The 25555-nt window shown below is 65.8% G+C and carries 29 protein-coding genes and 1 other RNA gene; 17 read left to right on the top strand and 13 right to left on the bottom strand.

Annotated elements, in window-relative coordinates; genetic code table 11:
* Positions 1–71: 71 nt before the first annotated feature.
* From DEA8626_RS04110 to DEA8626_RS04085, 6 genes are all read right to left on the bottom strand, one after another.
* Positions 72–494 (bottom strand): ASCH domain-containing protein, encoded by a 423-nt coding sequence (locus DEA8626_RS04110; protein ID WP_108851776.1) that lies wholly within the window; start codon positions 492–494, stop codon positions 72–74.
* On the bottom strand, positions 491–955 hold the full coding sequence (locus tag DEA8626_RS04105) for a thermonuclease family protein (protein ID WP_219929161.1): 465 nt from the start codon (positions 953–955) through the stop codon (positions 491–493). Before DEA8626_RS04105 ends, DEA8626_RS04110 begins: the two co-directional genes overlap by 4 nt.
* 54 nt (positions 956–1009) lie before the next feature.
* Positions 1010–2614, bottom strand: coding sequence for a carboxyl transferase domain-containing protein (locus tag DEA8626_RS04100; protein WP_108851774.1), 1605 nt, complete (start codon positions 2612–2614; stop codon positions 1010–1012).
* Position 2615: 1 nt separating this feature from the next.
* On the bottom strand, positions 2616–3098 hold the full coding sequence (locus tag DEA8626_RS04095; RefSeq protein WP_108851773.1) for a lysozyme inhibitor LprI family protein: 483 nt from the start codon (positions 3096–3098) through the stop codon (positions 2616–2618).
* Positions 3095–4258, bottom strand: coding sequence for an isovaleryl-CoA dehydrogenase (locus tag DEA8626_RS04090; RefSeq protein ID WP_108851772.1), 1164 nt, complete (start codon positions 4256–4258; stop codon positions 3095–3097). The genes DEA8626_RS04095 and DEA8626_RS04090 overlap by 4 nt, the downstream gene beginning before the upstream one ends.
* A gap of 94 nt (positions 4259–4352) precedes the next feature.
* Positions 4353–5045 carry a metal-dependent hydrolase gene (locus DEA8626_RS04085; protein WP_108851771.1) on the bottom strand — a complete coding sequence of 231 codons (693 nt, stop codon included), beginning with the start codon at positions 5043–5045 and terminating at the stop codon, positions 4353–4355.
* Between the two features lie 216 nt (positions 5046–5261).
* On the opposite strand from DEA8626_RS04085, the gene gatC reads away from it, so the two are divergent.
* Genes gatC through DEA8626_RS04065 form a run of 4 tightly spaced genes read left to right on the top strand, consistent with a single transcriptional unit; the run spans position 5262 to position 8543 of the window.
* A complete protein-coding gene (gene gatC / locus DEA8626_RS04080) occupies positions 5262–5549 on the top strand; it encodes an Asp-tRNA(Asn)/Glu-tRNA(Gln) amidotransferase subunit GatC (protein ID WP_108851770.1) in 288 nt (95 codons plus the stop codon).
* Positions 5546–7033, top strand: coding sequence for an Asp-tRNA(Asn)/Glu-tRNA(Gln) amidotransferase subunit GatA (gene gatA, locus DEA8626_RS04075; RefSeq protein WP_108851769.1), 1488 nt, complete (start codon positions 5546–5548; stop codon positions 7031–7033). The genes gatC and gatA overlap by 4 nt, the downstream gene beginning before the upstream one ends.
* Positions 7034–7065: 32 nt before the next feature.
* A complete protein-coding gene (locus DEA8626_RS04070; protein WP_245890749.1) occupies positions 7066–7824 on the top strand; it encodes a hypothetical protein in 759 nt (252 codons plus the stop codon).
* A gap of 35 nt (positions 7825–7859) precedes the next feature.
* Positions 7860–8543 carry an N-acetylmuramoyl-L-alanine amidase gene (locus DEA8626_RS04065; RefSeq protein WP_108851767.1) on the top strand — a complete coding sequence of 228 codons (684 nt, stop codon included), beginning with the start codon at positions 7860–7862 and terminating at the stop codon, positions 8541–8543.
* Between the two features lie 124 nt (positions 8544–8667).
* Here DEA8626_RS04065 and DEA8626_RS20975 read toward each other — a convergent pair whose 3' ends face one another.
* Positions 8668–8811: a hypothetical protein gene (locus DEA8626_RS20975; RefSeq protein ID WP_181366353.1), complete on the bottom strand. Its 144-nt coding sequence runs from the start codon at positions 8809–8811 to the stop codon at positions 8668–8670.
* A gap of 106 nt (positions 8812–8917) precedes the next feature.
* Here DEA8626_RS20975 and rnpB point away from each other — a divergent pair.
* The 5 genes from rnpB (at position 8918) to DEA8626_RS04040 (ending at position 11895) form a co-directional block, all read left to right on the top strand.
* An RNA gene (gene rnpB / locus DEA8626_RS04060) (RNase P RNA component class A) lies at positions 8918–9313 on the top strand.
* An 80-nt stretch (positions 9314–9393) separates the two neighbouring features.
* On the top strand, positions 9394–10098 hold the full coding sequence (locus tag DEA8626_RS04055; RefSeq protein ID WP_108851766.1) for a DUF533 domain-containing protein: 705 nt from the start codon (positions 9394–9396) through the stop codon (positions 10096–10098).
* 88 nt (positions 10099–10186) lie between these two features.
* Entirely contained in the window at positions 10187–10879 is a 693-nt protein-coding gene (locus DEA8626_RS04050) for a class I SAM-dependent methyltransferase (RefSeq protein ID WP_108851765.1), read from the top strand.
* A gap of 134 nt (positions 10880–11013) precedes the next feature.
* Positions 11014–11181, top strand: coding sequence for a 50S ribosomal protein L33 (rpmG, locus tag DEA8626_RS04045; RefSeq protein WP_090110806.1), 168 nt, complete (start codon positions 11014–11016; stop codon positions 11179–11181).
* A 225-nt stretch (positions 11182–11406) separates the two neighbouring features.
* The gene (locus tag DEA8626_RS04040; protein ID WP_108851764.1) at positions 11407–11895 is read left to right on the top strand and encodes a GNAT family N-acetyltransferase; all 489 of its coding nucleotides are present in this window, start codon (positions 11407–11409) and stop codon (positions 11893–11895) included.
* 49 nt (positions 11896–11944) lie between these two features.
* On the opposite strand, the gene DEA8626_RS04035 is transcribed toward DEA8626_RS04040, so the two are convergent.
* Positions 11945–12166, bottom strand: a complete 222-nt coding sequence (locus tag DEA8626_RS04035) for a hypothetical protein (protein ID WP_108851763.1) — start codon at positions 12164–12166, stop codon at positions 11945–11947.
* A 424-nt stretch (positions 12167–12590) separates the two neighbouring features.
* Here DEA8626_RS04035 and DEA8626_RS04030 point away from each other — a divergent pair, with 424 nt between their 5' ends.
* On the top strand, positions 12591–13565 hold the full coding sequence (locus DEA8626_RS04030) for an isoaspartyl peptidase/L-asparaginase family protein (RefSeq protein ID WP_108851762.1): 975 nt from the start codon (positions 12591–12593) through the stop codon (positions 13563–13565).
* 24 nt (positions 13566–13589) lie between these two features.
* Here the strand turns inward: DEA8626_RS04030 and DEA8626_RS04025 are convergent, their stop codons facing one another.
* Positions 13590–14045: a nucleoside deaminase gene (locus tag DEA8626_RS04025; protein ID WP_108851761.1), complete on the bottom strand. Its 456-nt coding sequence runs from the start codon at positions 14043–14045 to the stop codon at positions 13590–13592.
* Positions 14046–14142: 97 nt separating this feature from the next.
* Here DEA8626_RS04025 and DEA8626_RS04020 point away from each other — a divergent pair, with 97 nt between their 5' ends.
* The 6 genes from DEA8626_RS04020 (at position 14143) to DEA8626_RS03995 (ending at position 20893) form a co-directional block, all read left to right on the top strand.
* Positions 14143–15393, top strand: a complete 1251-nt coding sequence (locus DEA8626_RS04020) for a pseudouridine synthase (protein WP_108851760.1) — start codon at positions 14143–14145, stop codon at positions 15391–15393.
* Between the two features lie 211 nt (positions 15394–15604).
* On the top strand, positions 15605–16480 hold the full coding sequence (locus tag DEA8626_RS04015; protein ID WP_108851759.1) for a 5-bromo-4-chloroindolyl phosphate hydrolysis family protein: 876 nt from the start codon (positions 15605–15607) through the stop codon (positions 16478–16480).
* A gap of 15 nt (positions 16481–16495) precedes the next feature.
* The gene (locus DEA8626_RS04010; protein WP_108851758.1) at positions 16496–17680 is read left to right on the top strand and encodes a toxic anion resistance protein; all 1185 of its coding nucleotides are present in this window, start codon (positions 16496–16498) and stop codon (positions 17678–17680) included.
* Positions 17673–18638: a DUF2927 domain-containing protein gene (locus DEA8626_RS04005; protein WP_245890748.1), complete on the top strand. Its 966-nt coding sequence runs from the start codon at positions 17673–17675 to the stop codon at positions 18636–18638. Before DEA8626_RS04010 ends, DEA8626_RS04005 begins: the two co-directional genes overlap by 8 nt.
* Before the next feature lie 19 nt (positions 18639–18657).
* A complete protein-coding gene (locus DEA8626_RS04000; RefSeq protein WP_108851756.1) occupies positions 18658–19764 on the top strand; it encodes an SPFH domain-containing protein in 1107 nt (368 codons plus the stop codon).
* A 7-nt stretch (positions 19765–19771) separates the two neighbouring features.
* A complete protein-coding gene (locus DEA8626_RS03995) occupies positions 19772–20893 on the top strand; it encodes a TFIIB-type zinc finger domain-containing protein (RefSeq protein WP_108851755.1) in 1122 nt (373 codons plus the stop codon).
* A gap of 37 nt (positions 20894–20930) precedes the next feature.
* Here DEA8626_RS03995 and DEA8626_RS03990 read toward each other — a convergent pair whose 3' ends face one another.
* Positions 20931–21347: an Hsp20/alpha crystallin family protein gene (locus DEA8626_RS03990; RefSeq protein WP_108851754.1), complete on the bottom strand. Its 417-nt coding sequence runs from the start codon at positions 21345–21347 to the stop codon at positions 20931–20933.
* 173 nt (positions 21348–21520) lie between these two features.
* Here DEA8626_RS03990 and dtd point away from each other — a divergent pair, with 173 nt between their 5' ends.
* Positions 21521–21958 (top strand): D-aminoacyl-tRNA deacylase, encoded by a 438-nt coding sequence (gene dtd / locus DEA8626_RS03985; protein ID WP_108851753.1) that lies wholly within the window; start codon positions 21521–21523, stop codon positions 21956–21958.
* Positions 21959–21969: 11 nt separating this feature from the next.
* Here dtd and DEA8626_RS03980 read toward each other — a convergent pair whose 3' ends face one another.
* The 3 genes from DEA8626_RS03980 to DEA8626_RS03970 form a co-directional block, all read right to left on the bottom strand.
* Complete coding sequence (locus DEA8626_RS03980) at positions 21970–22935, bottom strand: DMT family transporter (protein WP_108851752.1); 966 nt, start codon at positions 22933–22935, stop codon at positions 21970–21972.
* On the bottom strand, positions 22932–23729 hold the full coding sequence (locus DEA8626_RS03975; RefSeq protein WP_108851751.1) for a crotonase/enoyl-CoA hydratase family protein: 798 nt from the start codon (positions 23727–23729) through the stop codon (positions 22932–22934). Before DEA8626_RS03975 ends, DEA8626_RS03980 begins: the two co-directional genes overlap by 4 nt.
* Before the next feature lie 123 nt (positions 23730–23852).
* Entirely contained in the window at positions 23853–25283 is a 1431-nt protein-coding gene (locus DEA8626_RS03970) for a Glu/Leu/Phe/Val family dehydrogenase (protein ID WP_108851750.1), read from the bottom strand.
* Positions 25284–25555: the final 272 nt, after the last annotated feature.

The following is a 25555-nucleotide window of genomic DNA, read 5'->3' as shown; positions in this document are numbered from 1 at the left end:
CGGTCTCGAACCGGTGGCGCCCGACGGGCATCCCCCCGTGGGGTATTTGGGCAATGAAGCGCCGGCGGGGTTCATGAGCCGAGATCCTCGATGAACCGGAAGCGTTCGCAGACAAGTTCCATCTCCGGCGACCATCCGCCGTTGCGCTCGAAATACAGGCGGTGGTCCTCCTGCCAGCCCTCGAGCGTCTCGTTCTCGCCTTCGGCAAGCGCGAACCCGGTGTCGACGTCGGAGAAGCGGCGGATCGTGACCTCAACCGTCTCGATGACGAGCGCCGGATTGCCGTCCCAGTCGAGCGCGATGTCGCGGCGGCCGACCTTGGGCATCGCCTCGACGCCCTCCTGAAAGTCGCGGAGCGCGCCACAGGTCGCAGTCTTCCTGCCGGCACGGACGAGCGCGAGAAGTTCGTCGCAGAGCGCCCGGCCATCACCGAAGGTGAAGGTCTCGGCGCCGGGATAGCGCGCCTTCAAGTCGTCGAGGGTGGCCGCCGTCATGCGCACCAGCCTTCCCGCGCCCCGCCCTCATAGGCGCGCGCATGGCCTGCGGCGATCATCCGGTCGGCGATATCCTCGCCGTCGAGCCGCAAAGATGTCAGTATCCGGTCGTAGCGGTCGCGTCCCTCGGGCTTGGCCGAGACGTAGCCCGCCGCGAGGAGCCGCCAGTGAAGGTAAACCGTCGCGCCGAGCCCGCGGGCGAGTTCCGACAGGCAGCCCGGCGAATAGATCTCGGGCGTGTCGAAGCCGAGCAGGCGGGCGGACACGAATCCCTCCTCGGAACAAAACATCTTCACGGTGTCACCGTCCACGACCAGATAGACCCGGCATCCGTCGCCGTCCTTCACCGCGGCATTCGCGGCCATGACGAGCGGCACGCCGATCCCCGTCGCGAAGGCGGCAACCATCGCCGCCCTGAGCACGGCGCCAAGAGTGTCCCTGCGCGTCCGTCGCCCGCCCATGCGCGAATACCGCCCGTGCGAAACCCTCCCGGTGTGCCGCCGCCCCGCCATTCGTCACATCCGGAACACGCCGAAGCGTGTCGGCTCGATCGGCGCGTTGAGCGCGGCCGACAAGGACAGCGCCAGCACGTCGCGTGTCCGGCGCGGGTCGATGATCCCGTCATCCCAGAGCCGCGCCGAGGCGTAGAGTGGATGCGACTGCTCCTCGAACATCTCGATCGTCGGGCGTTTGAACTCAGCCTCCTCTTCGGCCGACCACGCGCCGCCCGCCCGTTCGATCCCCTCGCGCTTGACGGTGGCCAGGACGCCCGCCGCCTGCTCGCCGCCCATCACCGAGATGCGGCTGTTCGGCCAGGTCCAGAGGAAGCGGGGCGAATAGGCGCGCCCCGCCATGCCGTAATTGCCCGCGCCGAACGAGCCGCCGACGAGCATGGTGATCTTCGGCACGTTGGTCGAGGCAACGGCGGTGACCATCTTGGCGCCGTGCCGGGCGATGCCCTCGTTCTCGTATTTCCGGCCGACCATGAAGCCGGTGATGTTCTGCAGGAACACCAGCGGGATGTTCCGCTGGCTGCAAAGCTCGACGAAATGCGCGCCCTTGATCGCGCTCTCGCTGAACAGGACGCCGTTGTTGGCGACGATGCCGATCGGGCAACCCTCGACATGGGCGAAGCCGGTGACCAGCGTCTCGCCGAAGCGCGGCTTGAACTCGTCGAAATAGGAGCCGTCGACGACCCGCGCGATGACCTCGCGGATATCGTAGGGGGTGCGAAGGTCGGCAGGGACCAGCCCGAAGATCTCGTCCGGATCATAGGCCGGGTCTTCGGGACTCTGCCAGGCGACGGTCACTGGCTTCGTCCGGTTGAGCTGGGCAATCGCGCGGCGGGCAAGCGCGAGTGCGTGGGAGTCGTCCTCGGCGAGGTAGTCCGCGACGCCGGAAAGCCGCGTATGGACATCGCCTCCGCCAAGCTCCTCGGCGGTGACGACTTCGCCGGTGGCGGCTTTGACCAGAGGCGGCCCGGCAAGGAAGATCGTCCCCTGCTCCTTCACGATGATCGAGACGTCGGACATGGCCGGCACATAGGCGCCGCCCGCGGTGCAGGACCCCATGACGACGGCGATCTGGGGGATGCCCTTCGCGGACATCCGGGCCTGGTTGTAGAAGATGCGACCGAAATGGTCGCGGTCGGGGAAGACCTCGTCCTGGTTGGGAAGGTTCGCGCCACCACTGTCCACGAGATAGACGCAGGGCAGATGGTTGGCTTCCGCGATCTCCTGGGCGCGGAGGTGCTTTTTCACCGTCATCGGGTAATAGGTGCCGCCTTTCACGGTGGCATCATTGGCGACGACCATGACCTCCTGCCCATGCACCCGACCGATCCCGGCGATGACACCGGCGGCGGGCGCGTCGCCGCCATACATGCCGTGCGCCGCCGTCGCGCCGATTTCGAGGAAGGGCGAGCCCGCGTCCAAAAGGTTCGCCACCCGCTCGCGCGGCGGCATCTTGCCGCGCGCGACGTGGCGGGCGAGCGACTTCTCCCCGCCGCCAGCGGCCGCGAGCCCAGCGGCCTCGGCGATACTGGCGAGCATCGCCTCGTGCGCCGCGCGGTTGGCGCGGAACGTGTCGGAGGTGGGGAGGGCCGACGAGGTCAGCTTCATCTCAGTACCCGCCCATGTCCCGCAGTTCGAAGCTTCGCCGGGCCGTCAGGTCGAGAAGGCAATTCGCCGCCGCTATGGTGCGCATCGATCCGTCCAGCCAAAGCGAATAGGCGAGACCGCATTCCGCGTCGCGGAACGCGATCCAGGCCCGCTGGGCGGCCAGGAGTTGATCGGCCAGGCCAGGCTGGGAGGATATATGCCCACGCGTTTCGCGGTATTCGCGATTCAGGATTTCGTCCCATACTTGGGTTTCGGCCTGAATGCAGGCGGTGATTCCGAGCGTCGTCTCACCGTCTGGCGTCGCGCTCTGGCATGCAGTGGCCGCCGCTCCGAGGCAGTCGGGATCAACCGACCCGACCGGGGTCGCGGCGAAACAACCCTCGACCTGCGCCCGGTCCAGCACCGGCGTCTGTGCCACGCCCGTGGCGGTCAGAAAGAGGACAAGACCCATCGCGAAGACGCCCAGCGAGAGAATTCTAGTCATGCCGTCGCCCCCATCAGTTCGCGCCCGATCAGCATGCGCCGGATTTCGGACGTTCCCGCGCCGATCTCCATGAGCTTCGCATCACGGAAAATGCGGGAAACGGGGGTTTCGGTCATGAATCCCATCCCGCCCATAGCCTGCACCGCCTGGTGGGCGACGGTCATCGCCTCTTCTGAGGAGTAAAGCACGCAGGCCGCCGCGTCCTGGCGGGTGACCTCGCCCCGGTCGCAGGCCTTGGCGACTTCGTACAAGTAGGCGCGGGCGGAGTTCATCTTGGTATACATGTCGGCGACCTTCGCCTGCATCAGCTGGAAGTTCCCAATCGGCTGGCCGAACTGCTTGCGGGTTGCGAGATATGGCATCACCTCGTCCAGGCAGGCCGCCATGATGCCCGTGCCGATGCCGGAGAGCACCACGCGTTCGTAGTCGAGCCCGGACATCAGGACCCGCACGCCCTTGCCTTCTTCGCCGAGCACGTTCTCGAAGGGCACCTCGACATCCTCGAAGATCAACTCCGCCGTGTTCGATCCGCGCATGCCGAGCTTGTCGAAATGCTTCGAGGTCGAGAACCCCTTCATCTCCTTCTCGACGACGAATGCCGTGATGCCTTTCGACCCGGCCGCGGGATCGGTCTTGGCATAGACCACGACCGTATCGGCGTCGGGCCCGTTCGTAATCCAGAACTTGGTGCCGTTGAGATTGTAATAGCCGTTCCGCTTCTCCGCCTTGAGCTTCATGGAGACGACGTCCGAGCCCGCCCCCGCTTCCGACATGGCGAGCGCGCCGACGTGTTCGCCGGAAATCAAGCGCGGAAGGTACTTCCGCTTCTGTTCGTCGGTGCCGTTCAGCTTGATCTGGTTCACGCACAGGTTCGAATGCGCGCCATATGAGAGTGACACCGAGGCCGAGGCGCGCGCGATCTCTTCGACCGCCACAACATGGGCGAGATAGCCCATCCCCGCGCCGCCGTGTTCCTCAGGGACGGTGATGCCCAGCAGTCCAAGTTCGCCCATCTCGCGCCAGAGTTCCGCCGGAAACTCGTTCGTCCGGTCGATCTCCGCCGCCATCGGCTTCAGCCGGTCCTGCGCCCAGCGGTGGACCATGTCGCGCAGCGCCTCGATCTCGTCGCCGAGATGGAACTTCATGGACGCGGTGAACATCGGTGGTCTCCGATAAATGAACGTGTGTTCAATTCATAGGTCGAATCCCCGAGTCGGGTCAATGGGGTCGAGGGGACCGACTCGCCCGGCGGGCTCATATACTGATCGCCTTCAGAACTTCCGGTTCCGTCACTGTGACACCGGGCAGACCTGCCTTCAGCTCGTCTGCAGACTGGGCCAGCAGCGGAAAGGTCCGGTAGTGGCAAGGGATCACGGTCGTGAAGTCGAAGAACCTCCTGGCTGCCCAGGCTGCGGCCTTCATGTCCATCGTGTAGTGCCCGCCGGCGCACAGGATGCCGATATCGGGTTTGTAGTATTCGCCCATCCAGCCCATGTCGGCCATGATGTCGGTATCGCCCGTCACATAGATCACGTGGCCTTCGCCCGCGATCATGAAGCCCGCCTCCGATCCGGCCGGCTGCGGCAGGCCGCCGGCGGAATCGATGCTGGAAGAATGGCAGGCGTTCACCATCGTGACCTTCGCCCCGCCGAGGGTGATCGTCCCGCCCTTGCCGAAGCCGATTACCTCGGCACCCTGCGAGCCGAAGATTGCCGACAACTCGTGGATGCAGGCGATCGGGATGCCCAGCTCCTTGGCGATGTCCACGGCATTCGAGGCGTGATCGCCATGTCCGTGCGTGATGAGCACATGCGTCGCACCCCGGATCGCCTCGGCGCGGCGGTCTTGCGGGAACATCGGATTCCCGGTCAGCCAGGGATCGACCAGGATGACGGCATTCTCGATTTGGAGGCGAAAGCCGGAATGGCCAAGCCAGGTGATCTTCATCGCATCCTCCTGTTGGTTCCTGGCCAAAGCGTAGGCATTTCGCATGGGGCTGGGAACCGGTTTTCGGCTAAGCCGGGGCGCGCAGCGGGGCGCATCAGCACCCCTGTTGACCCGAACCCGCATGATAGCGGTCTTCGGGGGCCGGATCCGGCCCGCCAACCGCTTGAAGCCACCGCGCGGCGGCGATAAACCGTCGCCAGCCGAAAGGAACTAGTGATGTCCATCACAAAAGACGACGCGCGCAAGGTGGCCCATCTCGCCCGCATTGCCGTGAAGGAAGAAGACCTGCCGTCGCTCGCGGGCGAATTGTCGGCCGTTCTCGCCTTTATGGAGCAGCTCAACGAGGTCGATGTCGATGGCGTCGAGCCGATGACCTCGGTCACGCCGATGCGGCTGAAGCGGCGCCAGGACGTCGTCACGGATGGCGGAATGGTTGAGAAGATCCTGTCGAACGCGCCTGATGCGCGCGAGGGTTTCTTCGCGGTGCCGAAGGTGGTGGAATGACGCAGCTGAACGAACTGACGATCGCCGCCGCGCGGGACATGCTGCAGAAAGGCGAGGTGACCTCGGCCGAATTGACCGAGGCCTGCCTCGAGGCGATCGAGGCCGCGGGCGCGCTCAATGCGTTTGTCCACAAGACCCCCGAGATCGCCCGCAAGCGCGCGCAAGCGGCGGATGCGCGTATCAAGTCGGGCGATGCGCCCGCGATGTGTGGGATTCCCGTCGGCATCAAGGACCTCTTCTGCACGAAGGGCGTGCCGTCGCAAGCCGCGTCCAACATCCTGAGGAACTTCCGCCCGGAATATGAATCGACCGTAAGCCAGCAGCTCATGGACGCGGGCGCAGTGATGCTCGGCAAGCTGAACATGGACGAGTTTGCCATGGGCAGCAGCAATGAGACCTCGTGTTACGGCAACGCCGTGAATCCGTGGCGGCGCGGCAATGACGATGCGCAATTGACACCCGGCGGGTCGTCGGGCGGCTCGGCCTCGGCGGTGGCGGCGGACCTCTGCCTCGCCGCGACGGGCACCGATACCGGCGGCTCGATCCGGCAGCCCGCGGCCTTCACCGGCATCACAGGTATCAAGCCGACCTACGGGCGCTGCTCGCGCTGGGGGATCGTGGCGTTTGCGTCCTCGCTCGACCAGGCCGGGCCGATGACGAAGGACGTGCGCGACGCGGCGATCATGCTCGGGGCCATGTGCGGGCACGATCCGAAGGATTCGACCTCCGCCGACATCCCCGTGCCGGACTTCGAGGCCGCGCTCACGGGCGACATCCGCGGCAAGAAGATCGGCATTCCGCGCGAATACCGCATGGACGGCATGCCCGACGAGATCGAGGCGCTCTGGGCCAAGGGCACCGAAATGATGCGCGACGCGGGCGCCGAGATCGTCGACATCTCGCTGCCGCACACGAAATATGCGCTTCCCGCCTACTATGTCGTGGCCCCCGCCGAGGCGTCCTCGAACCTCGCCCGTTATGACGGTGTGCGCTATGGCCACCGGGCGAAGCTCGCCCAGGGCGACGGCATCACCGAGATGTATGAGAAGACCCGCGCCGAGGGCTTCGGCCACGAGGTCCAGCGCCGCGTGATGATCGGGACCTACGTTCTGTCGGCCGGCTTCTACGACGCCTACTACAACCGCGCCCGCAAGGTCCGGGCGCTGATCAAGAAGGATTTCGAGGACGTCTTTGCCGACGGCATCGACGCGATCCTGACGCCGGCGACCCCGTCCGCCGCCTTCGGGCTCGGCGAGATGGCCGATGCCGATCCGATCGCGATGTATCTCAACGATGTCTTCACCGTCACTGTGAACCTCGCCGGCCTGCCGGGCATCTCGGTGCCCGCCGGACTCGACCGGCAGGGTCTGCCGCTTGGTCTCCAGCTCATCGGGCGGCCGTGGGAGGAAGGCGACCTGCTGAATCACGCTTACGTGCTGGAACGCGCCGCAGGATTTGTTTCCAAGCCCGCGAAATGGTGGTAAGGGGCCCGATCAAAGCGCCATCGGGGTTATCAATGCGTATCATTCTGCCGTGTCTCACATTGGTGTTTCTGGCCGCGTGCCAGCCGCCGATCCCCGACAGCCGGTCCAGCGGCGTCGGCTTCGAAAGCTACGGAGAATACCAGCGTCGCAGGGTTGCCGAACAGCAGGCGCGCGGGCCGCAACCCGCGACCGTCCAGACCGTGCAGGGCCCGGTGCAGAATCCTGCCCTTCCCTTCCCGCCGCCGAGCACGCCCATCACCGGCGCACCGACCGCCGCCGAACTTGCCGCCGCCGGCGTGAGGGGCGCCGCCCAGATCGCTCCGGCGCCTGTCCCGCAGCCGCTACCCCAGACCGCGCAGGCATCGGCCCCGGCTCAGGCGGCAACAACCGCTCCGGTGAGCAACGCCGGCATTTCGGATGAGCAGGATTTCCAGGCAGTGTCCTCGCGCGAGAGCATCGAGTCCGACCGCGAGCGCATCGCCCAGAACCGGGCGCAGTATCAGCAGATCCAGCCGACGGAACTGCCACAGCGCACGCGCACGATTGCACCCGAGATCATTCAGTATGCGATCAACGCCCCGAATCGCCTCGGCCAACCGATCTACAAGCGCTCCGGGCTGACGCTTTCGAACTTCGATCGCTCCTGCGCGCGCTACGCGACGCCCGAGGCCGCGCAGGCGGCATTCCTGAGATCCGGCGGACCGAAGCGCGATCCGAAGAACCTCGACCCCGATGGAGACGGATTCGCCTGCTACTGGGATCCGACGCCGTATCAGACGGTCCGCAACTGACCGGACGGGTGGCGCGCGCCGAGACTGGCTACGGGATGACGAAGACCCGAACCGACCTATCGCCCGCCCCCGGCCCTTCGTCCAATTGCGGTCCGAGGCGCGGCGACGCGAAACCGAGCCTTGTCGTTCTTCACTACACCGCGATGCCTGGCTTGGCGGAAGCGCGCGCGCGGCTCTGCGATCCGGCGTCAGAGGTGTCTGCGCACTATCTTATTGCCGAGAATGGGCGTGCCGAGGCGCTGGTGCCCGAGGAGCTGCGTGCCTGGCACGCCGGTGCGGGCGGCTGGGGCGGGATCGATGACGTCAATTCGCATTCGATCGGTATCGAGCTCTGCAATCCCGGCGACTCACCATTTCCCGAGCCGCAGATCGCGGCGCTCGAACGGCTTCTGGCCGAGGTCATGGCGCGATGGTCGATCCGGCCCGAGCGGGTGATCGGCCATTCCGACATGGCGCCCGAACGCAAGCGCGACCCGGGGCCCTTCTTCGACTGGCGACGGCTGGCCGCTCTCGGGCTGTCGGTGTGGCCGGAAGACGGCGGCGAAGCAAAGACACCGTTCGCTACGTCCGTCCGCGCGTTCGGCTATCCCGACGCGCCGAAAGCGGCGCTGCTCGATGCCTTCCGGCTGCGCTTCCGCCCGTGGGCGAAAGGACCCGAGGACGCGACCGACAGGTCGCTCGCGGCCAATCTCGCGCGACGCTTCGGCGGGAACGCCTAGCCCGGGTGCTCGGTCGGCGACGCGTCGGCCCTCTCACGCGCGCCGCTGCGCAGCGCCGTCACGCTGACGCGGAACAATCCCATGGCACGGCCCCTCGCGAACCCAACGGCAGTGCGTTGAATCGCTACTCCGTGCTCGGGCCGCCAACCAGCCCCTCGGCGACCGTTGCGCCGGTTTGCGCGGCGGGAACGGTATCGGACCGCACTGCGCGGGCCAGGATCAGAAGAAGGATGATGAGCACGAAGAAGAGGCGGTTGACGCGGGGCATCGGTCGACTCATGCGGATTACGCGCCGCAATCATAGATCACCTTCGACGCACTTACACTTGCTTTTCATTGACGATACGCAGCGAAAGGCCTACCTCAACAGCTGCGCGGATGGCCGGATGGCCGCGGCGGGCGACCGCCGAGGAAAGTCCGGACTCCATGAAGCGGCGGTGCCGGGTAACGCCCGGCCGGGGAAACCCGAGGGAAAGCGCCACAGAAATCAAACCGCTTCCGTTCCGACGGGAGCAAGGGTGAAACGGTGGGGTAAGAGCCCACCGCGGACCTGGCGACAGGGACGGCACGGCAAGCCCCACCGGGAGCAATGCCAAATAGGGGCCTCGCGCGGGGACCGGTCCGGCAACGGAGACCGCCCGCAGGGACGCTTCAGCCCGAGAGGCCCGGGTTGGCAGCTTGAGCGCGCCGGTAACGGCGGGCCAAGAGGAATGGCCATCCATGGGGGGCGACCCCCGGGACAGAATCCGGCTTACAGGCCATCCGCGCATATCCGCCTTTCGCCCCGATCTTCGGATGCTTGTCACGTCGGATGCGCTATACTCGCCGCAGCTGCAAAGGAGTACGCGACATGAGCTTCGTCAAGACACTGGCCACTTTGGCCATCGGATTCGCAGCCGCCCGCGGCTACGACAAGTACCGCAAGGTTGGCGGAATGGACGGTGTGAAGGACGCCTTCAAGAAGGCCGGGGAGCCCGGTGGCGCGGTCGATCATTGGGGCGCGCAGGTCGAGAAGATGGGCCTGCCGGGTGGCGCGAAGACGGTGCGGCAGGTCTACGAACAGTTCGGCGGTGCTGGCGATGCGGCCGAGGCGGGGCTGGGCGGGCTCATCTCGTCCATGACCAGCGCTGCGACGGCAGGGGGCAAGATGATGGGCGACATGATGGAATCGATGACCGGAGCGACGCCCGCCTCGCCCATTGCCGAGGAGAACGCCAAGCTCATGATCCGAGCCATGATCCAGGCCGCGAAAGCCGACGGCGAGATCGATGCGGAAGAGCGCCAGAAGATCCTCGACCATCTGAGCGACGCGAACGACGAGGAAATCGCCTTTGTCGAGGCTGAGTTGAGCGCGCCGCTCGACCCTGCCGGACTTGCGGCCGCGACGAACGCCGCGATGCGCGAGCAGATCTACTCGACCTCGCTCATGGCGATCAGCGTCGACACGCAGGCCGAGCGGACCTATCTCGACCAACTCGCGGCCTCGCTCGGTCTCGACGCGTCTGCGCGCGATCGGCTGCACGCCGCGATGGGAAAACCGGCGTCGACCGCCTGAGACTGGCCCTTCAAACGCTGGGCTCGCCCCGTTCCGCGGAGCGTGCTATGCCTCGATGCGAGGGGCGAGGCAAGACGGGCAGCAGAACATGGCGGAGAAGGAAAAGAAGCGCCGCGTGGACTTCAAGGCGGCGGCAGAGGCGGCCGAGCGCACCGCGGACGCGCAGCGGATCGAGGGCGACGGCATCGCCCAGCACGTCTACAGCGACTTCGAGACCTATCGGCGCGTCCAGGAGGAAGGCAACAAGGCGAAGCTCGGGGCGCAGTTCGTCAAGAAGGAGCACATCTTTTTTCTTGCCGACTGGCTCAAAACCCTCGGTCACGAGGTCGATTTCGGGCTCTGTCACGGCGTTCGGCGCGGCAAGGAGCAGGCCTGGTTCCGGCGCAGGCTACCGGGAGCCGAGGTAATCGGCACCGACATCTCTGAAACCGCGCAGGACTTCGCCAATACCGTGCAGTGGGACTTCCACGAGGCGAACCCCGAATGGCGGGGCCGCGCAGACTTTGTCTACTCGAACTCCTGGGACCACGCCTACGACCCGGTCATGGCCTTCCGCGCCTGGGCCGACAGCCTGAAGTCGGGCGGCGTGATCCTGCTTGATCATACGCGCGATCACCTGCCGAAGAAGAGCAACGCGCTCGATCCCTTCGGAGCAACAGAGGCTGCGCTCATGGGACTTCTCAACGAGCGCTGCGGCGATCTCGGCCGCACCATCGACGTCCTCGACCGGTCGGAGGCCGAAACCTACCGCGCCCGGGTTATCGTCTTCGAACGCGCCTGATCGCTCGGTCAGCAGCCTCGTCTTATTTGGCCGCCCGGACCCGGTTTCGCTGTTGACTCTGGCGCGACCATCCGTAAAAGGCGGGCTTCAAGGATTCCTCGGGCGGCTCGCCGTCCGGCACCAGGAGAGATACGATGGCGAAGCCGACGACGATCAAGATCCGTCTGAACTCGACGGCGGGCACCGGGCACTTCTACGTGACCAAGAAGAACGCCCGCACGATGACCGAGAAGATGGTCGTGCGCAAATACGACCCCGTGAAGCGGGCGCATGTTGAGTACAAGGAAGGCAAGATCAAGTAGGATCTGCCGCGACGACGAGGCCCGAGGCCGCGCGACTGCGCGGCCTTTTTCGTCTCATGGCGGGAACATTCGCGGCGTTTGGACAAGAGCCGCTCTTATCGCAGCTCCCGCCGGTACTCGAAGAGCTACGCCGCCCCTAAAGGTCGGTCTGGCGGTGAATGTCGTCCGCGCCACGCCTTCCGGCTTGGCCTTTTCCCTGCCGCCTGGCCTTCCCATATCCCGGCCATGGCCGAGACGACCACAATCCGCATCGCCACCCTGTCGGACCTCGCTGCCGTCGATGCGCTTCTCGCGCGAGCGTATCCGCGACTGCTGGCGAAGCACTACCCGCCCTCGCTTCGGGTCATGGCGGTCCCGCATCTGGCGCGGGCGCAGCCAGCGCTTCTGGCCTCTGGGCGCTACTATCTGGCGGTGAATGGGACCGGGCAGGTCCTCGGAGCGGGCGGATGGTCGCCCTCACGTCGCAAGGAGCATGCGGACATCCGGCATTTCGTCACGGACGACCGGCATGTTCGCCGTGGGATCGGTCGCGAAATCATGGAGCGCATCTTCGCCGATGTGAAGGCCGCGGGCATCGCGCGTCTCGATTGTCTTGCGACACGCATGGCGGTGCCCTTCTACGGCGCGATGGGCTTTGCGGAGCTCGGTCCGGTCCGCATCAATCTTGGCCCGGGCATCGACTTTCCCGCGGTCAGAATGCAGCGCACCCTGTGAAAAGGGCCGGGATCCCCCGGCCCTTTCCTCCGCGGCCCGACCGCGCCCATCAGAGCTGCCAATAGCGCGTGCTTTCCGGCAGACGCTCCAGCCCTATGTCGCGGCGTAGCCGGTCGGGCAGGTCGTGGTCGTGGAGCGCGGACGGGCGCGCCGGACGGCGCGCGAGGAGACGCGCCAGTGTCAGCGCGACGCGGACAAGACCGTGGCGCGCCACTAAGGCTTCGAGCGCCAGCGCCGGCGAGCGGTCGTCGGTGGTCAAATGTGCATTCATTGTATCACTCGGCCGGGCACATTCCTGCACCCAAGCTCCCCTTGGTTTCAATCGGAATTGGTCCGCGCACGGAACGGGCAAAGCCCGGGCCGAAAACGGTTTGAATTATGAGATATGCGCGGGGATAGCCGACACGTATCCTTCTGATATCAAATGATTCAGAAGCGGGTCGCGCAGGCTGAGAACGAAGAGAATGTCATCGCTTCGAGAAGCCCCCCACCCCGGCGGAGCGTCGCAAGATCATGGTATGTCATCCTACTCCTCCATCGGCTGGTGTTGGAACGCGCGCAACATACACCGATTCTCGCAAATACAAAGCGCGATATTGTACCTATATCGGTATCAGATTGTACGTGTTCTTCACGCAACAATCCGGTTGACCAAGGCGGCGTCCGTGCCAAACTGCCAAGCAGAGGCAAATAAGATGCGCATCCCTGCCCTGGTCTTCGCGTTTCTCTGGATCGGCGTCTCGTCCGCCCTCGGCGACGCCGTCTGGATCGAGGCGCGCATCGCTAATCCGGCATTGCGCTGCAAGGCGTCGGAGCGCTACGCGATTGCGATTCACGGCGGGGCATTCTGGGGTGAGCTGGAGGGGTCCGGGCGCGAAGATGCCGTGCGGGCCGCGCTCGAACAGGGGGACCGTTGGCTCGACGCGGGCGCACCGGCGCTCGACGTGGTCGAGGAGGTGGTCGCCCGCTTGGAGGATTCGGGCGTCTTTAACGCGGGCAAGGGCGCCAGGGCCAACGCGGCAGGATATGTCGAACTGGATGCGGCGATCATGGACGGGCGCGGCCGCCGCGTGGGCGCCGTTGCCGCCGTGCGGGCGCTGAAAAACCCAGTGCGCGCGGCCCGGATGGTGATGCGCTGGACGCCGCACGTCCTTCTGTCCGGGCCCTCTGCGGACGAAGTACTCGCCGCGCACGGGGCGGAACACGCCGGGCCGGACTATTTCGGTGCGATGTCTTCCACCGGTGAGGAACGAGATCCGGATACGGTCGGCGCGGTGGCGCTCGACCGATGCGGCAATCTCGCCGCGGCGACGTCGACCGGAGGTTTTGGGGCGAAGATGCCGGGCCGCGTCGGCGATAGCCCAATCCCGGGTGCGGGCCTCTACGCCGAAAACGGTGTCGTCGCGGTGTCCGCGACCGGCGAGGGCGAAAGCTTCCTGCGCACCGCACTCGCCCACGAAATCGCGATGCGCATCACTTTGGCCGGCGAAACGCTTGCCGAAGCAACGCGGGGGGCCATCTTCGGCTCGCTCACCGGAATCGGCGGAGAAGGCGGGGTCGTGGCGATCGACGCCGAAGGCAACTTCGTGGCCGCATTCAATTCCGACGGCATGGTGCGCGGCAGTGCGAACTGGCAGTCGCCGCCTCGAACGGCGAGCGGAGCCGAGTGACAGCGCCCCCGCCGGGTATCTGCTTCAAACGCGACGGCCTTCGAAGAATTGCCTCAGCAGCGCCGCCGCCTCCTCGGCCCCGATCCCGTCATAGACCTCGGGCACGTGATGGCACTGCGGATGCGAGAAAACGCGCGCGCCATGCGCGACACCGCCTGATTTCGGGTCCTCCGCACCGTAGTAGAGCCGCGCAATCCGCGCGAACGAGATGGCGGCCGCGCACATCGGGCAGGGTTCGAGTGTCACGTAAAGATCGTGGCCCAGCAGCCGCTCGGTGCCGGACCGGGCGCAGGCCGCGCGCAGCGCGAGTATCTCCGCATGGGCCGTGGGATCGGCCAACTCGCGCGTCCGGTTGCCCGCCCGCGCCACGATCCGCCCGTCGGGACCTGTGACGACTGCGCCCACCGGCACCTCGCCGCGCGCGCCCGCCGCGCGCGCCTCTGCCAGCGCCGCCTCCATGTGGCTCCGAAACCCGCCCATGCCTCCTGATGCCCTGCCCCGCGCCGCCACGCAAGCGCTTCCCCCCGATCACGATTGGCGGTAGAAGCGGCGCCTCTGACCTGCGGGGAACATCGCCATGACCGAAGACAAGCCCAAGGGCGACCGGATCGCCAAGGTGATGGCCCGCGCCGGCATCGCCTCGCGCCGCGACGCCGAGCGGATGATCCTCGCCGGCCGCGTCGCGGTGAACGGCGAGAAGGTGGAAAGCCCGGCGCTGGATGTCACGCCCGCCGACAAGGTGACGCTCGACGGCAAGCCCATCGACGCGCCGCAGCCGGCACGGCTCTGGCTCTACTACAAGCCTGTCGGACTCGTGACCTCGGCAAAGGACGAGAAGGGCCGCCAGACCGTCTTCGACACGATGCCCGAGGGCATGCCGCGCGTGATGAGCGTCGGCCGGCTCGACCTCACGTCCGAAGGGCTCCTGCTATTGACGAATGACGGCGCGCTGAAGCGACGGCTGGAGCTTCCCTCGACCGGATGGCTGAGGAAGTACCGCGTCAGGGTGAACGGCCGCCCGAACGACGCGACCTTCGATCCCCTCCGCCGCGGCGCCACCATCGAGGGCGAGGACTTCCTGCCGATGGACATCACGCTCGACAAGCAGCAGGGCGCGAATGCCTGGCTGACCGTCGGCCTCCGCGAGGGCAAGAACCGGGAGATTCGCCGAGCGATGTCCGAGGTCGGTCTCACCGTGAACCGCCTGATCCGGGTTAGCTACGGGCCGTTCCGGCTAAATCAGATGAAGCCCGGAGACGTGGTCGAGGTGAGGGCCCGCGTGCTCAGGGAACAGCTGGGCAGCCTGCTCGGCGGCGAGAAAGAGGAAAAGGCGACGCGCAAGCCGCGTCGTCCGCGGACATCGAGCGAGGCTCACGCCAAGGGACGCCGCGGAAACGCACCAGCTTCGGGCGGCGGGCGAGGCAAGACTGGCGCGCGACCAACACAGGCAGGAACGGCGGACAGGCCGCCGAGGCAAGACCGGAAAGGTGTGCGGCCGGATCGCGTCGGAAAGCCGAACGACAAGGGCGGCGCCAGCGCTGACGAGCGGGCGCCACGCGCATCGGACCGGCCCGAGCGCGCCGCTTCCGCGCAGAGCGCCGCGAGCCATGCGCGCCCGGGCGCGGACGCGCCACGAACCGCGAAGAAACACCGCAAGGAAGCCGGAGCGGGCGGCAAGGAACCGGCCGGCCGCGCGGACCGAGGCCGGTCCGGAGCGGCGGGCCGCGCCAAGGGATCCGGCCGCCCGGGCGGGGCGCCCCGCCCTGAGGGCGGGAACCGTCCGCGCAGTGGCGGGCCGCGCAAGGGAGGCCCATCGCGCAAGCGCTGACCCTCTCGGCAGGCACTTGGTCCGTCTAAAGTGCGATTTCCCGCTTGTCCGGCCGCTTTCCGGGGGCGTGGGGGCTTGGACCGCCTCGCCCGGCATGGCAGTCTGGCGGCGGAATGGTGGGGGATGGGATGACTGAATCCGGCATCAGGCGGATCGCCTTCAACCTGCTTCTGGCCCTGACCGTCTATGTCGCCCTGACGGGAGGCGGATGATGGCCGAACGCTTCGGCGGCAAGTACAGCCCCGCGCCCGGACCGGGCGGCGATACGCTGCGCCCTGCAGGTCCGGGCCTCGGCGAACGGCGCGCACGGCTGCTGTTCCTCGTCGCCCTACCCTTCGCGTTCAAGGCGTTCTGGCAGGACCCGCAGGGGCTGGCGCTCAATCTTGCCGCCTTCTCCGCACTTGTTCTTGCCGCCTGGCTGACACGGGAGGGCGCACGCGCGGCGGCAGTCTACGAGGCGCGGCGCAGCGCCCGCAGGCCAGCCCTGCCGCGCAAGGCGTTCGGCGCCGCGCTGACGGCGCTCGGGCTCGGGCTTGGCGCGTGGAGCGGTGGGCCGCTGTCAGCCGTCCTTCTCGGCGGCGTCGGTGCGGTTCTGCACATCGCGGCCTTCGGGCTCGATCCGATGCGCGACAAGGGCATGGAGCATGTCGACACCTTCCAGCAGGACCGCGCCGCCCGCTTCGTGGCGGAAGGCGAGGTACATCTGCGCACGATGAGCGAGGCCGCGGCCCAGACCCGCGACCGCGGTATCACCGCGCGGGTGGAACGCTTCGCGATGACCGCGCGCGACCTCTTCCGCACGGTCGAAGAAGATCCGCGCGACCTGACTGCCGCGCGCCGCTACCTCGGCGTCTATCTGATGGGCGCGCGCGACGCGACGATCAAGTTCGTCGACCTCTGGGCCAAGACGCGCGACCCCGGAACACGCGCCGACTACGAGGCGCTCCTGACCGATCTGGAGACCAATTTCGCCGACCGCACCCGCGCGCTCCTTGAGGATGACCGCAGCGATCTGGACATAGAGATCGGAGTGCTGCGCGACCGGCTGAAACGCGAAGGCGTACGCCTCGACCCCCAATCGCAGTAGAAGTGGAGAGTGAACATGTCCGCAACCATCCGTGAAGAAGCCGGCAAGGCGCTCGCTGACGTCGAAGCGGTGACCGCCGTTGTGCTGCCCGAACCGGCCCGAGAGGTCGTGCCTTTGGAGAAGGCGCCCACCCCCTTGGCTTCTGAAATCCGCCGGCGGATCGAAGAGCTCGACATGGCGGATACCGGTTCGATCGTGAACTTCGGCTCTGCCGCTCAGGCGGAGCTTCAGCAGATCAGCCAGGCGATGTTGTCCGACGTCCGAAACAAAGATGTCGGCCCGGCGGGTGATTCCCTCCGCGAAATTGTGACGACGATCCGTGGTTTCTCGGTTTCGGAACTCGACGTCAGACGCAAGCGGTCGTGGTGGGAACGGCTACTGGGGCGAACGGCGCCGTTCGCTAACTTCCTCGCGCGCTTCGAGGATGTGCAGGGCCAGATCGACGACATCACCGGCAACCTTCTGAATCACGAACACAAATTACTGAAGGATATCAAATCGCTAGACGTCCTTTACGAGAAAACGCTGAACTTCTACGACGAACTTGCGCTTTACATCGCAGCGGGCGAGGCCAAGCTTGCGGATATCGACCAAAAGGACATCCCGGCGAAGGAGGCAGAAGTCGACAAGGTCGCCGAGGACCGCAAGGTCATGGTGGCGCAGGAGTTGCGCGACCTTCGCGCGGCGCGGGACGATCTGGAACGGCGCGTCCACGATCTGAAGCTGACGCGTCAGGTCACCATGCAGTCACTTCCCTCGATCCGACTCGTGCAGGAGAACGACAAGTCGCTCGTCACCAAGATCAACTCGACGCTGGTGAACACCGTCCCGCTCTGGGAAACTCAGCTTGCCCAAGCGGTGACAATTCAGCGCTCGGCCGAAGCCGCGACGGCGGTGCGCGAGGCAAGCGATCTGACCAACGAACTTCTCACGGCGAACGCGAAGAATCTTCGGCAAGCCAATGAAATCGTTCGCACGGAGATGGAACGCGGGGTCTTCGACATCGAGGCGGTCAAGACCGCCAACGCCGATTTGATCGCCACGATCGAGGATTCCCTGAGGATCGCCGACGAGGGCAAGCGCAAGCGCGCCGCCGCCGAGATCGATCTGAAGAAGATGGAGGCGGAGCTGCGCGACACGCTCGCCGCGGCCAAGGCCCGCGCGACCGGCACCGGCGACACCGTCGCCACAAGTGTCTGAGACAATGCGCGCGGCCCGCCAGTTGCGACTTCTACTGTCGGCCTTCGCGTTCGCGGGGCTGGCGGGCTGTGAACCCGTGGGGCTTTCGTCCCCTCCCACGGCGGCAGCGCCGCGGGACATCGCACCGCCCGAACCCATCGTGGTCCCGCCGAGCGCCGAAAGCATCGCGGCGCGCGACTACTACGCGCGGGTCGAACAAAACTATCTGGCGCAGGGGCTCCTGCGGGTAGACGACGGCAGCGAAGACGCGCCCTTCACGGCCCGCGATCTGGCCGAGAACTTCCTGCGCATCGCTTTCTATGAAGAACTCGCCGAGCGCGACGGCGAACTCGTCTCGAGTGGCGGAGAAAGCCGGCTGCACCGGTGGCAGCAGCCCGTCCGGATCGAAGTCGTCTTCGGCGCTTCCATCCCAACCGTACAGCGCAGCTCCGACCGCGCCGAGATCGCGACGTACGCCCAGCGGCTTTCGCGCCTGACCGGCCTGCCCATCCGCCTGACCGGGCGGCGTGCCAATCATACGGTGCTTATTCTCAATACCGACGAAAGGAAGACGACAGAACCGCAACTCAGGGCGCTCGTCCCCGGAATCTCGGCCGCTGCAGTGCGGTCGGTGCGGGAAATGCGCCCCGATATCTACTGCACCGTCTTCGGCTTCACACCTGGACAGAGCGCGGCCTACACCCGCGCGATCACGGTCATACGAGGTGAGTTGCCGGAGCGACTGCGCCGTCTGTGCATCCACGAGGAACTTGCTCAGAGCCTAGGGCTGATTGCCGACTATCCGCGGGCGCGCCCTTCGATCTTCAACGACAACGAGGAATTCGCGCTCCTCACCCGGCAGGACGAGTTGATGCTCAGGATGCTCTATGACCCGCGGCTCAGGCCCGGTATGACGTTGCAGGAGGCGCGGCCCATAGTCGCGACGATCGCCGCCGAGTTAATGGGCGGCGAGAGCTGAGGTTTCATAGGAGGTGACAATGGGTATTCTCGATTTTCTCACGGGCGAGTTCATCGACGTCATCCACTGGGTCGACGACACGCGCGACACGATGGTGTGGCGGTTCGAGCGCGAGGGACACGCGATCCAATACGGAGCGAAGCTGACGGTTCGCGAAGGCCAAGCCGCAGTCTTCGTCCACGAGGGGCAGCTTGCGGACGTCTTCTCGCCCGGTCTCTACCTCCTCGAAACCAACAACATGCCGATCCTGACGACGCTGCAGCATTGGGATCACGGCTTCAAATCGCCGTTCAAGTCCGAGATCTACTTCGTCAACACGACCCGGTTCACCGACCAGAAATGGGGCACGAAGAACCCGATCATTGCGCGGGACCCGGAATTCGGGCCGGTCCGGATACGCGCCTACGGCACCTATGTGATGCGCGTGTCCGATCCCGCAAGGTTCCTTTCCGAGATCGTCGGCACGGACGGAGAGTTCACCGCCGACGAAATCAGCTTCCAGATCCGCAACATCATCGTGCAGGAGTTCTCCCGTGTGATCGCGTCCTCAGGGATTCCGGTCCTCGACATGGCGGCGAACACGGCCGATCTGGGAAGGATTGTCGCGCAGGCGATCTCACTCACGGTTGCGAAGTACGGGCTTGAGATTCCAGAATTTTATATTGAAAACATATCTCTACCAGAAGCAGTTGAAGCAAAGCTCGACAAGCGGACCTCGATGGGGATTGTGGGCGACCTCGACCGATATATTCAGTACGCGACCGCCGAGGCGATGGCGCGCGGCGACGGCGCCGCCGGCGCAGCGATGGGAGCGGGCGTCGGTGCAGGCATTGGCATGGCGATGGGCGCGCAAATGACGCGTCAGGCGGGGCCCTGGGGATCCGCTTCCCCGCCACAAGCCGGTCCGCCCCCGCCGCCGGTGGAGAAGGTCTGGCACCTCGCCGAATCCGGTGCCGTCTCGGGGCCGTTCGGGCGCGGTCATCTCGGCCGTCTCGTGACGGAGGGCCGATTCACGCGCGACACCCTCGTCTGGGCGCCCGGACAGGACGGCTGGAAGCCGGCCGGAGAGATCCCCGAGCTTGCCCAGCTTTTCACCGTAATGCCGCCTCCGCCGCCGGGGGCGTGAACCCGGGATGCAGTCCCCGGCTGAGGAGCATCGCTTTCCCTGCCGCCAATGCGGCGCGGACCTGCGCTTCGCGCCGGGCGAAGGCAAGCTGATCTGCGACCACTGCGGCTATGAGGAACCCGTGGCGGTCGCCGGGCGCGGGCATCAGCCGATCCCCGAAACCGCGTTTCGGCGCGGTCTGAGAGAGGCGCTGCCTGAGGCCGAAATCGAGATCGCGCGATACTCGAAATGCCCCAATTGCGGCGCCGAAGTGCGGTTCGACCCCGCGGTCCACGCCGCCGAATGCCCGTTCTGCGCAACCCCGGTCGTCGCCGACACGGGTGAGAGCCGCCATATCAAGCCAAAGGGAGTCTTGCCGTTCGTTGTGACGGAGGCAGAGGCGCGCGCGGCCATGACAAAGTGGCTCGGATCGCTCTGGTTCGCGCCGTCGGGACTGGTCGACTACGCCCGCAAGGGCCGGGCTCTGACCGGGATATACGTGCCCTATTGGACGTTCGACGCCGACACCGTATCGAGTTATTCCGGCCAACGCGGAACAATCTACTATGAGATGCAGCGCGTCCATGTCCGCGACGCCCAAGGCCGCCGCAAGAGCGAGAATCGCCGCGTTGCCAAGGTGCGCTGGACCCCGGTCTCAGGTCGTGTAGCGCGGTTCTTCGATGATATCCTTGTGCTCGCCTCGCACGCGCTCCCGAAACGCCACACGGATGCACTGGACCCTTGGGACCTCTCGCGTCTTGCGCCCTACAACCCCGAGTATCTCGCCGGCTTCCGGGCGGAGGGCTACACAGTTTCGCTCGACCTCGGCATGGCCGAGGCGCGTGCGCGTATGGACCGCATGATCGAACGTGATGTGCGGTTCGACATCGGTGGGGATAGACAGCAGATTCAATCAATTGAAACAAGCGTTTCCGGCGCGACCTTCAAGCACATACTGTTGCCGGTTTGGACTGCTGCGTACCGCTATCGCGGCAAGAGCTTCCGTTTCGTCGTGAACGGCCAGACCGGGCGCGTGACGGGTGAACGGCCGTGGTCGGCAATCAAGATTACGGTCGCAGTGATCCTCAGCGGCATCCTCGTCGCCGCAGGTGTCTATCTGACGCATGTCTATGGCCAGCAGGGCTACTGAGCCAAGTAGGAACGTACCGTCCGTGGTGCACTCGAAGTCAGCTCCGCCCGATCGCGATCTTGCGCGCCTTGGCCGCTTCGGGCCCAGCGCGCGCCACGGTCAGCGTCAGCACGCCGTCCTTCAGATCGGCGTCGATCCTCGCGGGGTCGGCGTCGGCGGGCAGCCGAAACGACCGGCTGAAGCTGCCGTACTGGCGCTCGCTGAAATACCAGGTCTCGCCCTTTTCATCGCGGCTTTCCTTCTTCTCGCCCTTCACCGCGACCACACCATCATCCACCGTGATTTCGATGTCCTTTTCTTCGACGCCGGGAAGCTCGACAGCGATGCGGTAGGCCTTGTCGTCGGACGAGGCTTCGGAAGCGGGGGCAAGCCATTCGGACAGGCGCGTGCCGACGTGGCGGAATGGCTCGTAGAACGAAGGCCAGAATGAGCTCGTGGGGGATTTCTCAACCATGATGAGGCTCCTGCTTCTGTGAAACGAATGGATCATGGTCCAGAGGCCGGACCGGTCCCTTGACGTGCGTCAACTCTCGCGCGAATTTCGCCAGCTTGCACCGGCATAGCCCCCGCGCTATCCCGCCTCCGGGGGCCGCTTCGCCGCTACGCAAATCAGAAGGGCAGAAAGATATGCGTGCACTCGTTCAAAGGGTCAGCGAGGCAAGCGTGACCGTCGCGGGCCGCACGACCGGCGAGATCGGTTCGGGACTCACGATCCTCGTCTGCGCGATGCAGGGCGACACCGACGCTGCGGCGGACCAGCTCGCCACCAAGATCGCGAAGCTGCGGATATTCAAGGACGAAGACGGCAAGATGAATCGCTCGCTCCTCGACACCGGTGGCGCAGCGCTGGTGGTCAGCCAGTTCACGCTCGCCGCCGACACGTCGCGCGGCAACCGTCCAGGTTTCTCGACCGCCGCGCCGCCGGCCGAAGGCGAGCGGCTCTACCTGCGCTTCGCCGAGTGTCTTCGTGCCCAAGGGATCCGGGTCGAGACCGGCGAGTTCGGCGCCGACATGGATGTGAGCCTGGTCAACCAGGGCCCAGTGACGATCTGGCTCGAGGTCTAGGCGCGGCTCCGTCAGCCCTGCGGCGTCATCGCCTTGCGCTGGCGATCGCGAGCGAGCCCCAGCCGCCCTTCGCGCCAGATGATCAGAATACCCGCGAAGACGACGATCGCAGCACCGCCCACAACACCCCAGGTCGGCACTTCGCCGAAGATCAGGTAGCCGATGGCGAGTGCCAGAAGCATCGACGCATAGTCGAACGGCGCGATGACCGAGGCATCCGCAAAGCGGTAGGATGAGGTCAGAAGCACTTGTCCGAGGCCACCGAATAGCCCCGCGGCCACGAGCATCAGGGCGGTGACAGGATCGGGCACCACCCAGCCGAACGGCAACGAGATAAGCGACAGAAGCGCCGAGTTGACTGAGAAGTAGAAGACGATGGCGCTAACCCGCTCGACCTGAACGAGCCTTCGCACGAAGACCTGGGCGAGTGCGGCGAAGACGGCGCCCACAAGGACGACGACGGCGCCGAGCGCCTCGGCAGTGTCGATCTCGCCGCCCGAAACCGCCGTAAGGCGCGGCGACAGGATGATGAGGACGCCCGCGAAGCCGAGCGCGACGGAGAAGATGCGGAAGACGCGCACCGTCTCACCCAGAAACATCGCGGCGAAGACGACGACGAGCAGCGGCGCGGCATAGCCGATCGCCGTCACCTCCGGCAGTGGCAGAAGCCCAAGCCCGGCGAAACCGAAGCCCATCGCGACGGTGCCCACCAGCCCGCGCCAGAAATGGCCGAGGAAATTCTCTGTCGCGAGCCCGCTTCTGAGCCCCCGTGTCGCAAGGAGCCAGACGAGGATCACCGGAATCGCGAAGGCGGACCGGAAGAACACCGCCTGCCCCGGCGGCACGGCGTCCGACGACGCCTTGATAAGACTCGCCATGGTCATGAAGACCGCGACCGAGCCTAGCTTCAGAAGGATGCCGCGCAAAGGGTTCGCCGCCATCGCGCCTTGGGCGCCGCGCTCGGCCAGGTTGCTCATTCCGGCCTGACCCGCGGCGCCGTTTTGTCAGCGAAGGCCCGAAGCCGGTCGCGCGACGCGGCTTGAGTATTGACCACCCCGGCCACGACAGCTTCCGCGTAGGCGGCGTCGAGCGCCGACATGTTTTGCATGTGGCTGATCGCCGAGCAGATCGCAAAGTTCGACAACGGCGGATTTTCTGCGGCCGCGCGTGCGATCGCAAACGCCTTGGCTTCGCTGTCGTCGACGAGATACTGGCACAGCCCGACCGAGACTGCCTCCTCGCCCTTGTAGATGCGGCCCGTCAGCATCATGTCGATCATCCGCGCCTTGCCGACGAGGTCGGCGACGCGGATTGTCGCGCCGCCGCCGGTAAAGAGACCTCTCTGCCCCTCTGGCAGCGCGAAGTAGGTCGTGGCGTCGGCCACCCGGATGTGGGCCGCCGAGGCGAGCTCCAGCCCGCCGCCCACGACCGCGCCTTTCAGCGCGGCGATGATCGGGATGCCGGAATATTCCATCTTGTTGAACGCCTCGTGCCAGCGCAGGCAAACATGCATGAAGTCGGCGGCGCTGCGGTCCTCGGCATGGTGCTCGACAAGATCGAGCCCGGCGCAGAAATGCGTGCCCTCGGCCCTGAGAACGACGGCCCGTGCGCCCGATTTCGGCAGGGCCGTGAACAGCGTCACGAGCTCCTCGATCGTGGCTGCGTTGAGCGCGTTGCGCTTGGCTGGCCGGTTGAGTGTGACGGTCGCGATGCCGTCGGCATCGGCCGAAACGGCGAGATTGGAAAAACTCAGATCGTCGAGCGCGGCCATGGTCGTCCCTTGCTGCGGATTGCGGCGACCCTGCCAGAGGTCGCACGCAATGGCCAGCAGTCCGAGGGTGGAAAACGCCGGGTTCGCCCCAGCGGGCCAAGCTTAGAGTACTGAGCTGTCGGACTACAGCCCCTTGGAGCGGTAGCTCTTGGCGACCCGATCGATCGCGACGATATAGGCCGCCATGCGCATGTCGGACACGTCGCTGCGACTCTTCCAGAGCTCGCTGATCGACTGATAGGCGGCGCGCATCGTGTCATCGAGACCCGACCGCACCAGCTCCAGCTCGCCCGCCCCGCGCAGATACTGATCCTTAAAGCCGGGCGAGAGAGTCCAGCCGAGCCCCTTGTCCGCCGACAGCCGTTCAAGCTCGTCGATCAGGATCTGGTGGCGCGCTTCTTCCTGGCGGCGCTGCATGCGTCCGAACCGGATGTGGCTGAGGTTCTTGACCCATTCGAAGTAACTGACCGTCACACCACCGGCATTCGCATACATGTCGGGGATGATGACCGTTCCGCGCACTCGCAGCATCTCGTCCGCGCCGGCTGTGATCGGGCCATTTGCGGCCTCGATGATCAGGGGCGCCTTGATGTTGCCGGCGTTCGCACGGTTGATCACGCCTTCGAGCGCCGCCGGAACGAGGATGTCGCATTCTTCCTCCAGCACCTTTGCGCCGTCGGCGACATAGGTGCCTTCGGGGCAGCCTTCGACCCCGCCGTGCTCACTCAGCCAGTCGCGTACGGCCTGAACGCTCATCCCCTTTGGGTTCACGAGCGCGCCGTCGCGTTCGATGATGCCGGTGATGTTGCAGCCGTCCTCGGAAGAGAGGAAGAGAGCAGCGTGGTAGCCGACGTTGCCGAGTCCCTGGACGATAACCCGCTTGCCGTCGAGCGTGCCCTTGAGCTTCGCTGCCTCCATGTCCTTGGGATGGCGGAAGAATTCGCGCAGTGCATATTGCACGCCGCGCCCTGTGGCCTCGACCCGGCCTGCGATGCCGCCGGCATTGAGCGGTTTGCCTGTCACGCAGGCCGCACCGTTAATGTCGGTCGTGTTCATGCGCTTGTACTGGTCGACGATCCAGGCCATCTCGCGTTCGCCCGTGCCCATGTCCGGGGCGGGTACGTTCTGAGCCGGATTGATAAGGTCGCGTTTCACGAGTTCATAGGCGAAGCGCCGGGTGATAAGCTCCATCTCGTGCTCTTCATAGTCGCGCGGGTCGATGCAGAGCCCGCCCTTCGACCCGCCGAACGGCGTCTCGACCAGCGCGCATTTGTAAGTCATGAGCGCGGCGAGCGCCTCGACCTCGTCCTGATTTACGCTCGTCGCGAAGCGGATGCCGCCTTTCACCGGCTCCATATGTTCGGAGTGAACGGACCTGTAGCCCGTGAAGGTATGGATCGCGCCTCTGAGCCGGACGCCGAAGCGAACGGTATAGGTTGAGTTGCAGACCCGGATCTTTTCCTCCAGCCCCGGCGACAGGTCCATGACAGACACCGCGCGGTTGAACATGAGATCGACTGACTGGCGGAAACTTGGTTCACCATCAAAGGCCATTCGTTACCTCCCTAATTGCCCACCGCCCCCCCACACGACCTGAACAGAGGCGCTGCCCCGCCCAAGTCGAATGCGACGACCATCGGTGACGCTATGGGAAATTGGTAACAGAGAGCCTATGAAACACAAGCCGAGAGCGTGAAGCTTGCATAATACGATTCTCCGCGCGATTTTCGGGTGGATCGACTCAGGGGTGAAATATCGATTGTCCTGCAACCGGCAACGATCCGCCGAATGCGCCCGGATCACCCGCTAGCAAACGTCATATTAAG

It is taken from the genome of Defluviimonas aquaemixtae, from assembly GCF_900302475.1.
Lineage (GTDB): Bacteria > Pseudomonadota > Alphaproteobacteria > Rhodobacterales > Rhodobacteraceae > Albidovulum > Albidovulum aquaemixtae.
Note: the sequence above shows the minus strand (reverse complement) of the source record. Positions and strands in the feature narration are given on the sequence as shown.

Excerpts from the sequence above, each read along its gene's own strand:
- DEA8626_RS04000 (WP_108851756.1), top strand. The coding sequence starts at position 18,658 with ATGGGTATTCTCGATTTTCTCACGGGCGAGTTCATCGACGTCATCCAC.
- dtd (WP_108851753.1), top strand. The coding sequence starts at position 21,521 with ATGCGTGCACTCGTTCAAAGGGTCAGCGAGGCAAGCGTGACCGTCGCG.
- DEA8626_RS04050 (WP_108851765.1), top strand. The coding sequence starts at position 10,187 with ATGGCGGAGAAGGAAAAGAAGCGCCGCGTGGACTTCAAGGCGGCGGCA.
- DEA8626_RS04105 (WP_219929161.1), bottom strand. The coding sequence starts at position 955 with ATGGGCGGGCGACGGACGCGCAGGGACACTCTTGGCGCCGTGCTCAGG.
- DEA8626_RS04010 (WP_108851758.1), top strand. The coding sequence starts at position 16,496 with ATGTCCGCAACCATCCGTGAAGAAGCCGGCAAGGCGCTCGCTGACGTC.
- DEA8626_RS04110 (WP_108851776.1), bottom strand. The coding sequence starts at position 494 with ATGACGGCGGCCACCCTCGACGACTTGAAGGCGCGCTATCCCGGCGCC.
- gatA (WP_108851769.1), top strand. The coding sequence starts at position 5,546 with ATGACGCAGCTGAACGAACTGACGATCGCCGCCGCGCGGGACATGCTG.
- rpmG (WP_090110806.1), top strand. The coding sequence starts at position 11,014 with ATGGCGAAGCCGACGACGATCAAGATCCGTCTGAACTCGACGGCGGGC.
- DEA8626_RS04030 (WP_108851762.1), top strand. The coding sequence starts at position 12,591 with ATGCGCATCCCTGCCCTGGTCTTCGCGTTTCTCTGGATCGGCGTCTCG.
- DEA8626_RS04035 (WP_108851763.1), bottom strand. The coding sequence starts at position 12,166 with ATGAATGCACATTTGACCACCGACGACCGCTCGCCGGCGCTGGCGCTC.
- DEA8626_RS04065 (WP_108851767.1), top strand. The coding sequence starts at position 7,860 with ATGACGAAGACCCGAACCGACCTATCGCCCGCCCCCGGCCCTTCGTCC.
- DEA8626_RS20975 (WP_181366353.1), bottom strand. The coding sequence starts at position 8,811 with ATGCCCCGCGTCAACCGCCTCTTCTTCGTGCTCATCATCCTTCTTCTG.
- DEA8626_RS03975 (WP_108851751.1), bottom strand. The coding sequence starts at position 23,729 with ATGGCCGCGCTCGACGATCTGAGTTTTTCCAATCTCGCCGTTTCGGCC.
- DEA8626_RS04025 (WP_108851761.1), bottom strand. The coding sequence starts at position 14,045 with ATGGGCGGGTTTCGGAGCCACATGGAGGCGGCGCTGGCAGAGGCGCGC.
- DEA8626_RS04085 (WP_108851771.1), bottom strand. The coding sequence starts at position 5,045 with ATGAAGATCACCTGGCTTGGCCATTCCGGCTTTCGCCTCCAAATCGAG.
- DEA8626_RS03970 (WP_108851750.1), bottom strand. The coding sequence starts at position 25,283 with ATGGCCTTTGATGGTGAACCAAGTTTCCGCCAGTCAGTCGATCTCATG.
- DEA8626_RS04090 (WP_108851772.1), bottom strand. The coding sequence starts at position 4,258 with ATGTTCACCGCGTCCATGAAGTTCCATCTCGGCGACGAGATCGAGGCG.
- DEA8626_RS03990 (WP_108851754.1), bottom strand. The coding sequence starts at position 21,347 with ATGGTTGAGAAATCCCCCACGAGCTCATTCTGGCCTTCGTTCTACGAG.
- DEA8626_RS04055 (WP_108851766.1), top strand. The coding sequence starts at position 9,394 with ATGAGCTTCGTCAAGACACTGGCCACTTTGGCCATCGGATTCGCAGCC.
- DEA8626_RS04070 (WP_245890749.1), top strand. The coding sequence starts at position 7,066 with ATGCGTATCATTCTGCCGTGTCTCACATTGGTGTTTCTGGCCGCGTGC.
- DEA8626_RS04020 (WP_108851760.1), top strand. The coding sequence starts at position 14,143 with ATGACCGAAGACAAGCCCAAGGGCGACCGGATCGCCAAGGTGATGGCC.
- gatC (WP_108851770.1), top strand. The coding sequence starts at position 5,262 with ATGTCCATCACAAAAGACGACGCGCGCAAGGTGGCCCATCTCGCCCGC.
- DEA8626_RS04100 (WP_108851774.1), bottom strand. The coding sequence starts at position 2,614 with ATGAAGCTGACCTCGTCGGCCCTCCCCACCTCCGACACGTTCCGCGCC.
- DEA8626_RS04015 (WP_108851759.1), top strand. The coding sequence starts at position 15,605 with ATGGCCGAACGCTTCGGCGGCAAGTACAGCCCCGCGCCCGGACCGGGC.
- DEA8626_RS03980 (WP_108851752.1), bottom strand. The coding sequence starts at position 22,935 with ATGAGCAACCTGGCCGAGCGCGGCGCCCAAGGCGCGATGGCGGCGAAC.
- DEA8626_RS03995 (WP_108851755.1), top strand. The coding sequence starts at position 19,772 with ATGCAGTCCCCGGCTGAGGAGCATCGCTTTCCCTGCCGCCAATGCGGC.
- DEA8626_RS04095 (WP_108851773.1), bottom strand. The coding sequence starts at position 3,098 with ATGACTAGAATTCTCTCGCTGGGCGTCTTCGCGATGGGTCTTGTCCTC.
- DEA8626_RS04040 (WP_108851764.1), top strand. The coding sequence starts at position 11,407 with ATGGCCGAGACGACCACAATCCGCATCGCCACCCTGTCGGACCTCGCT.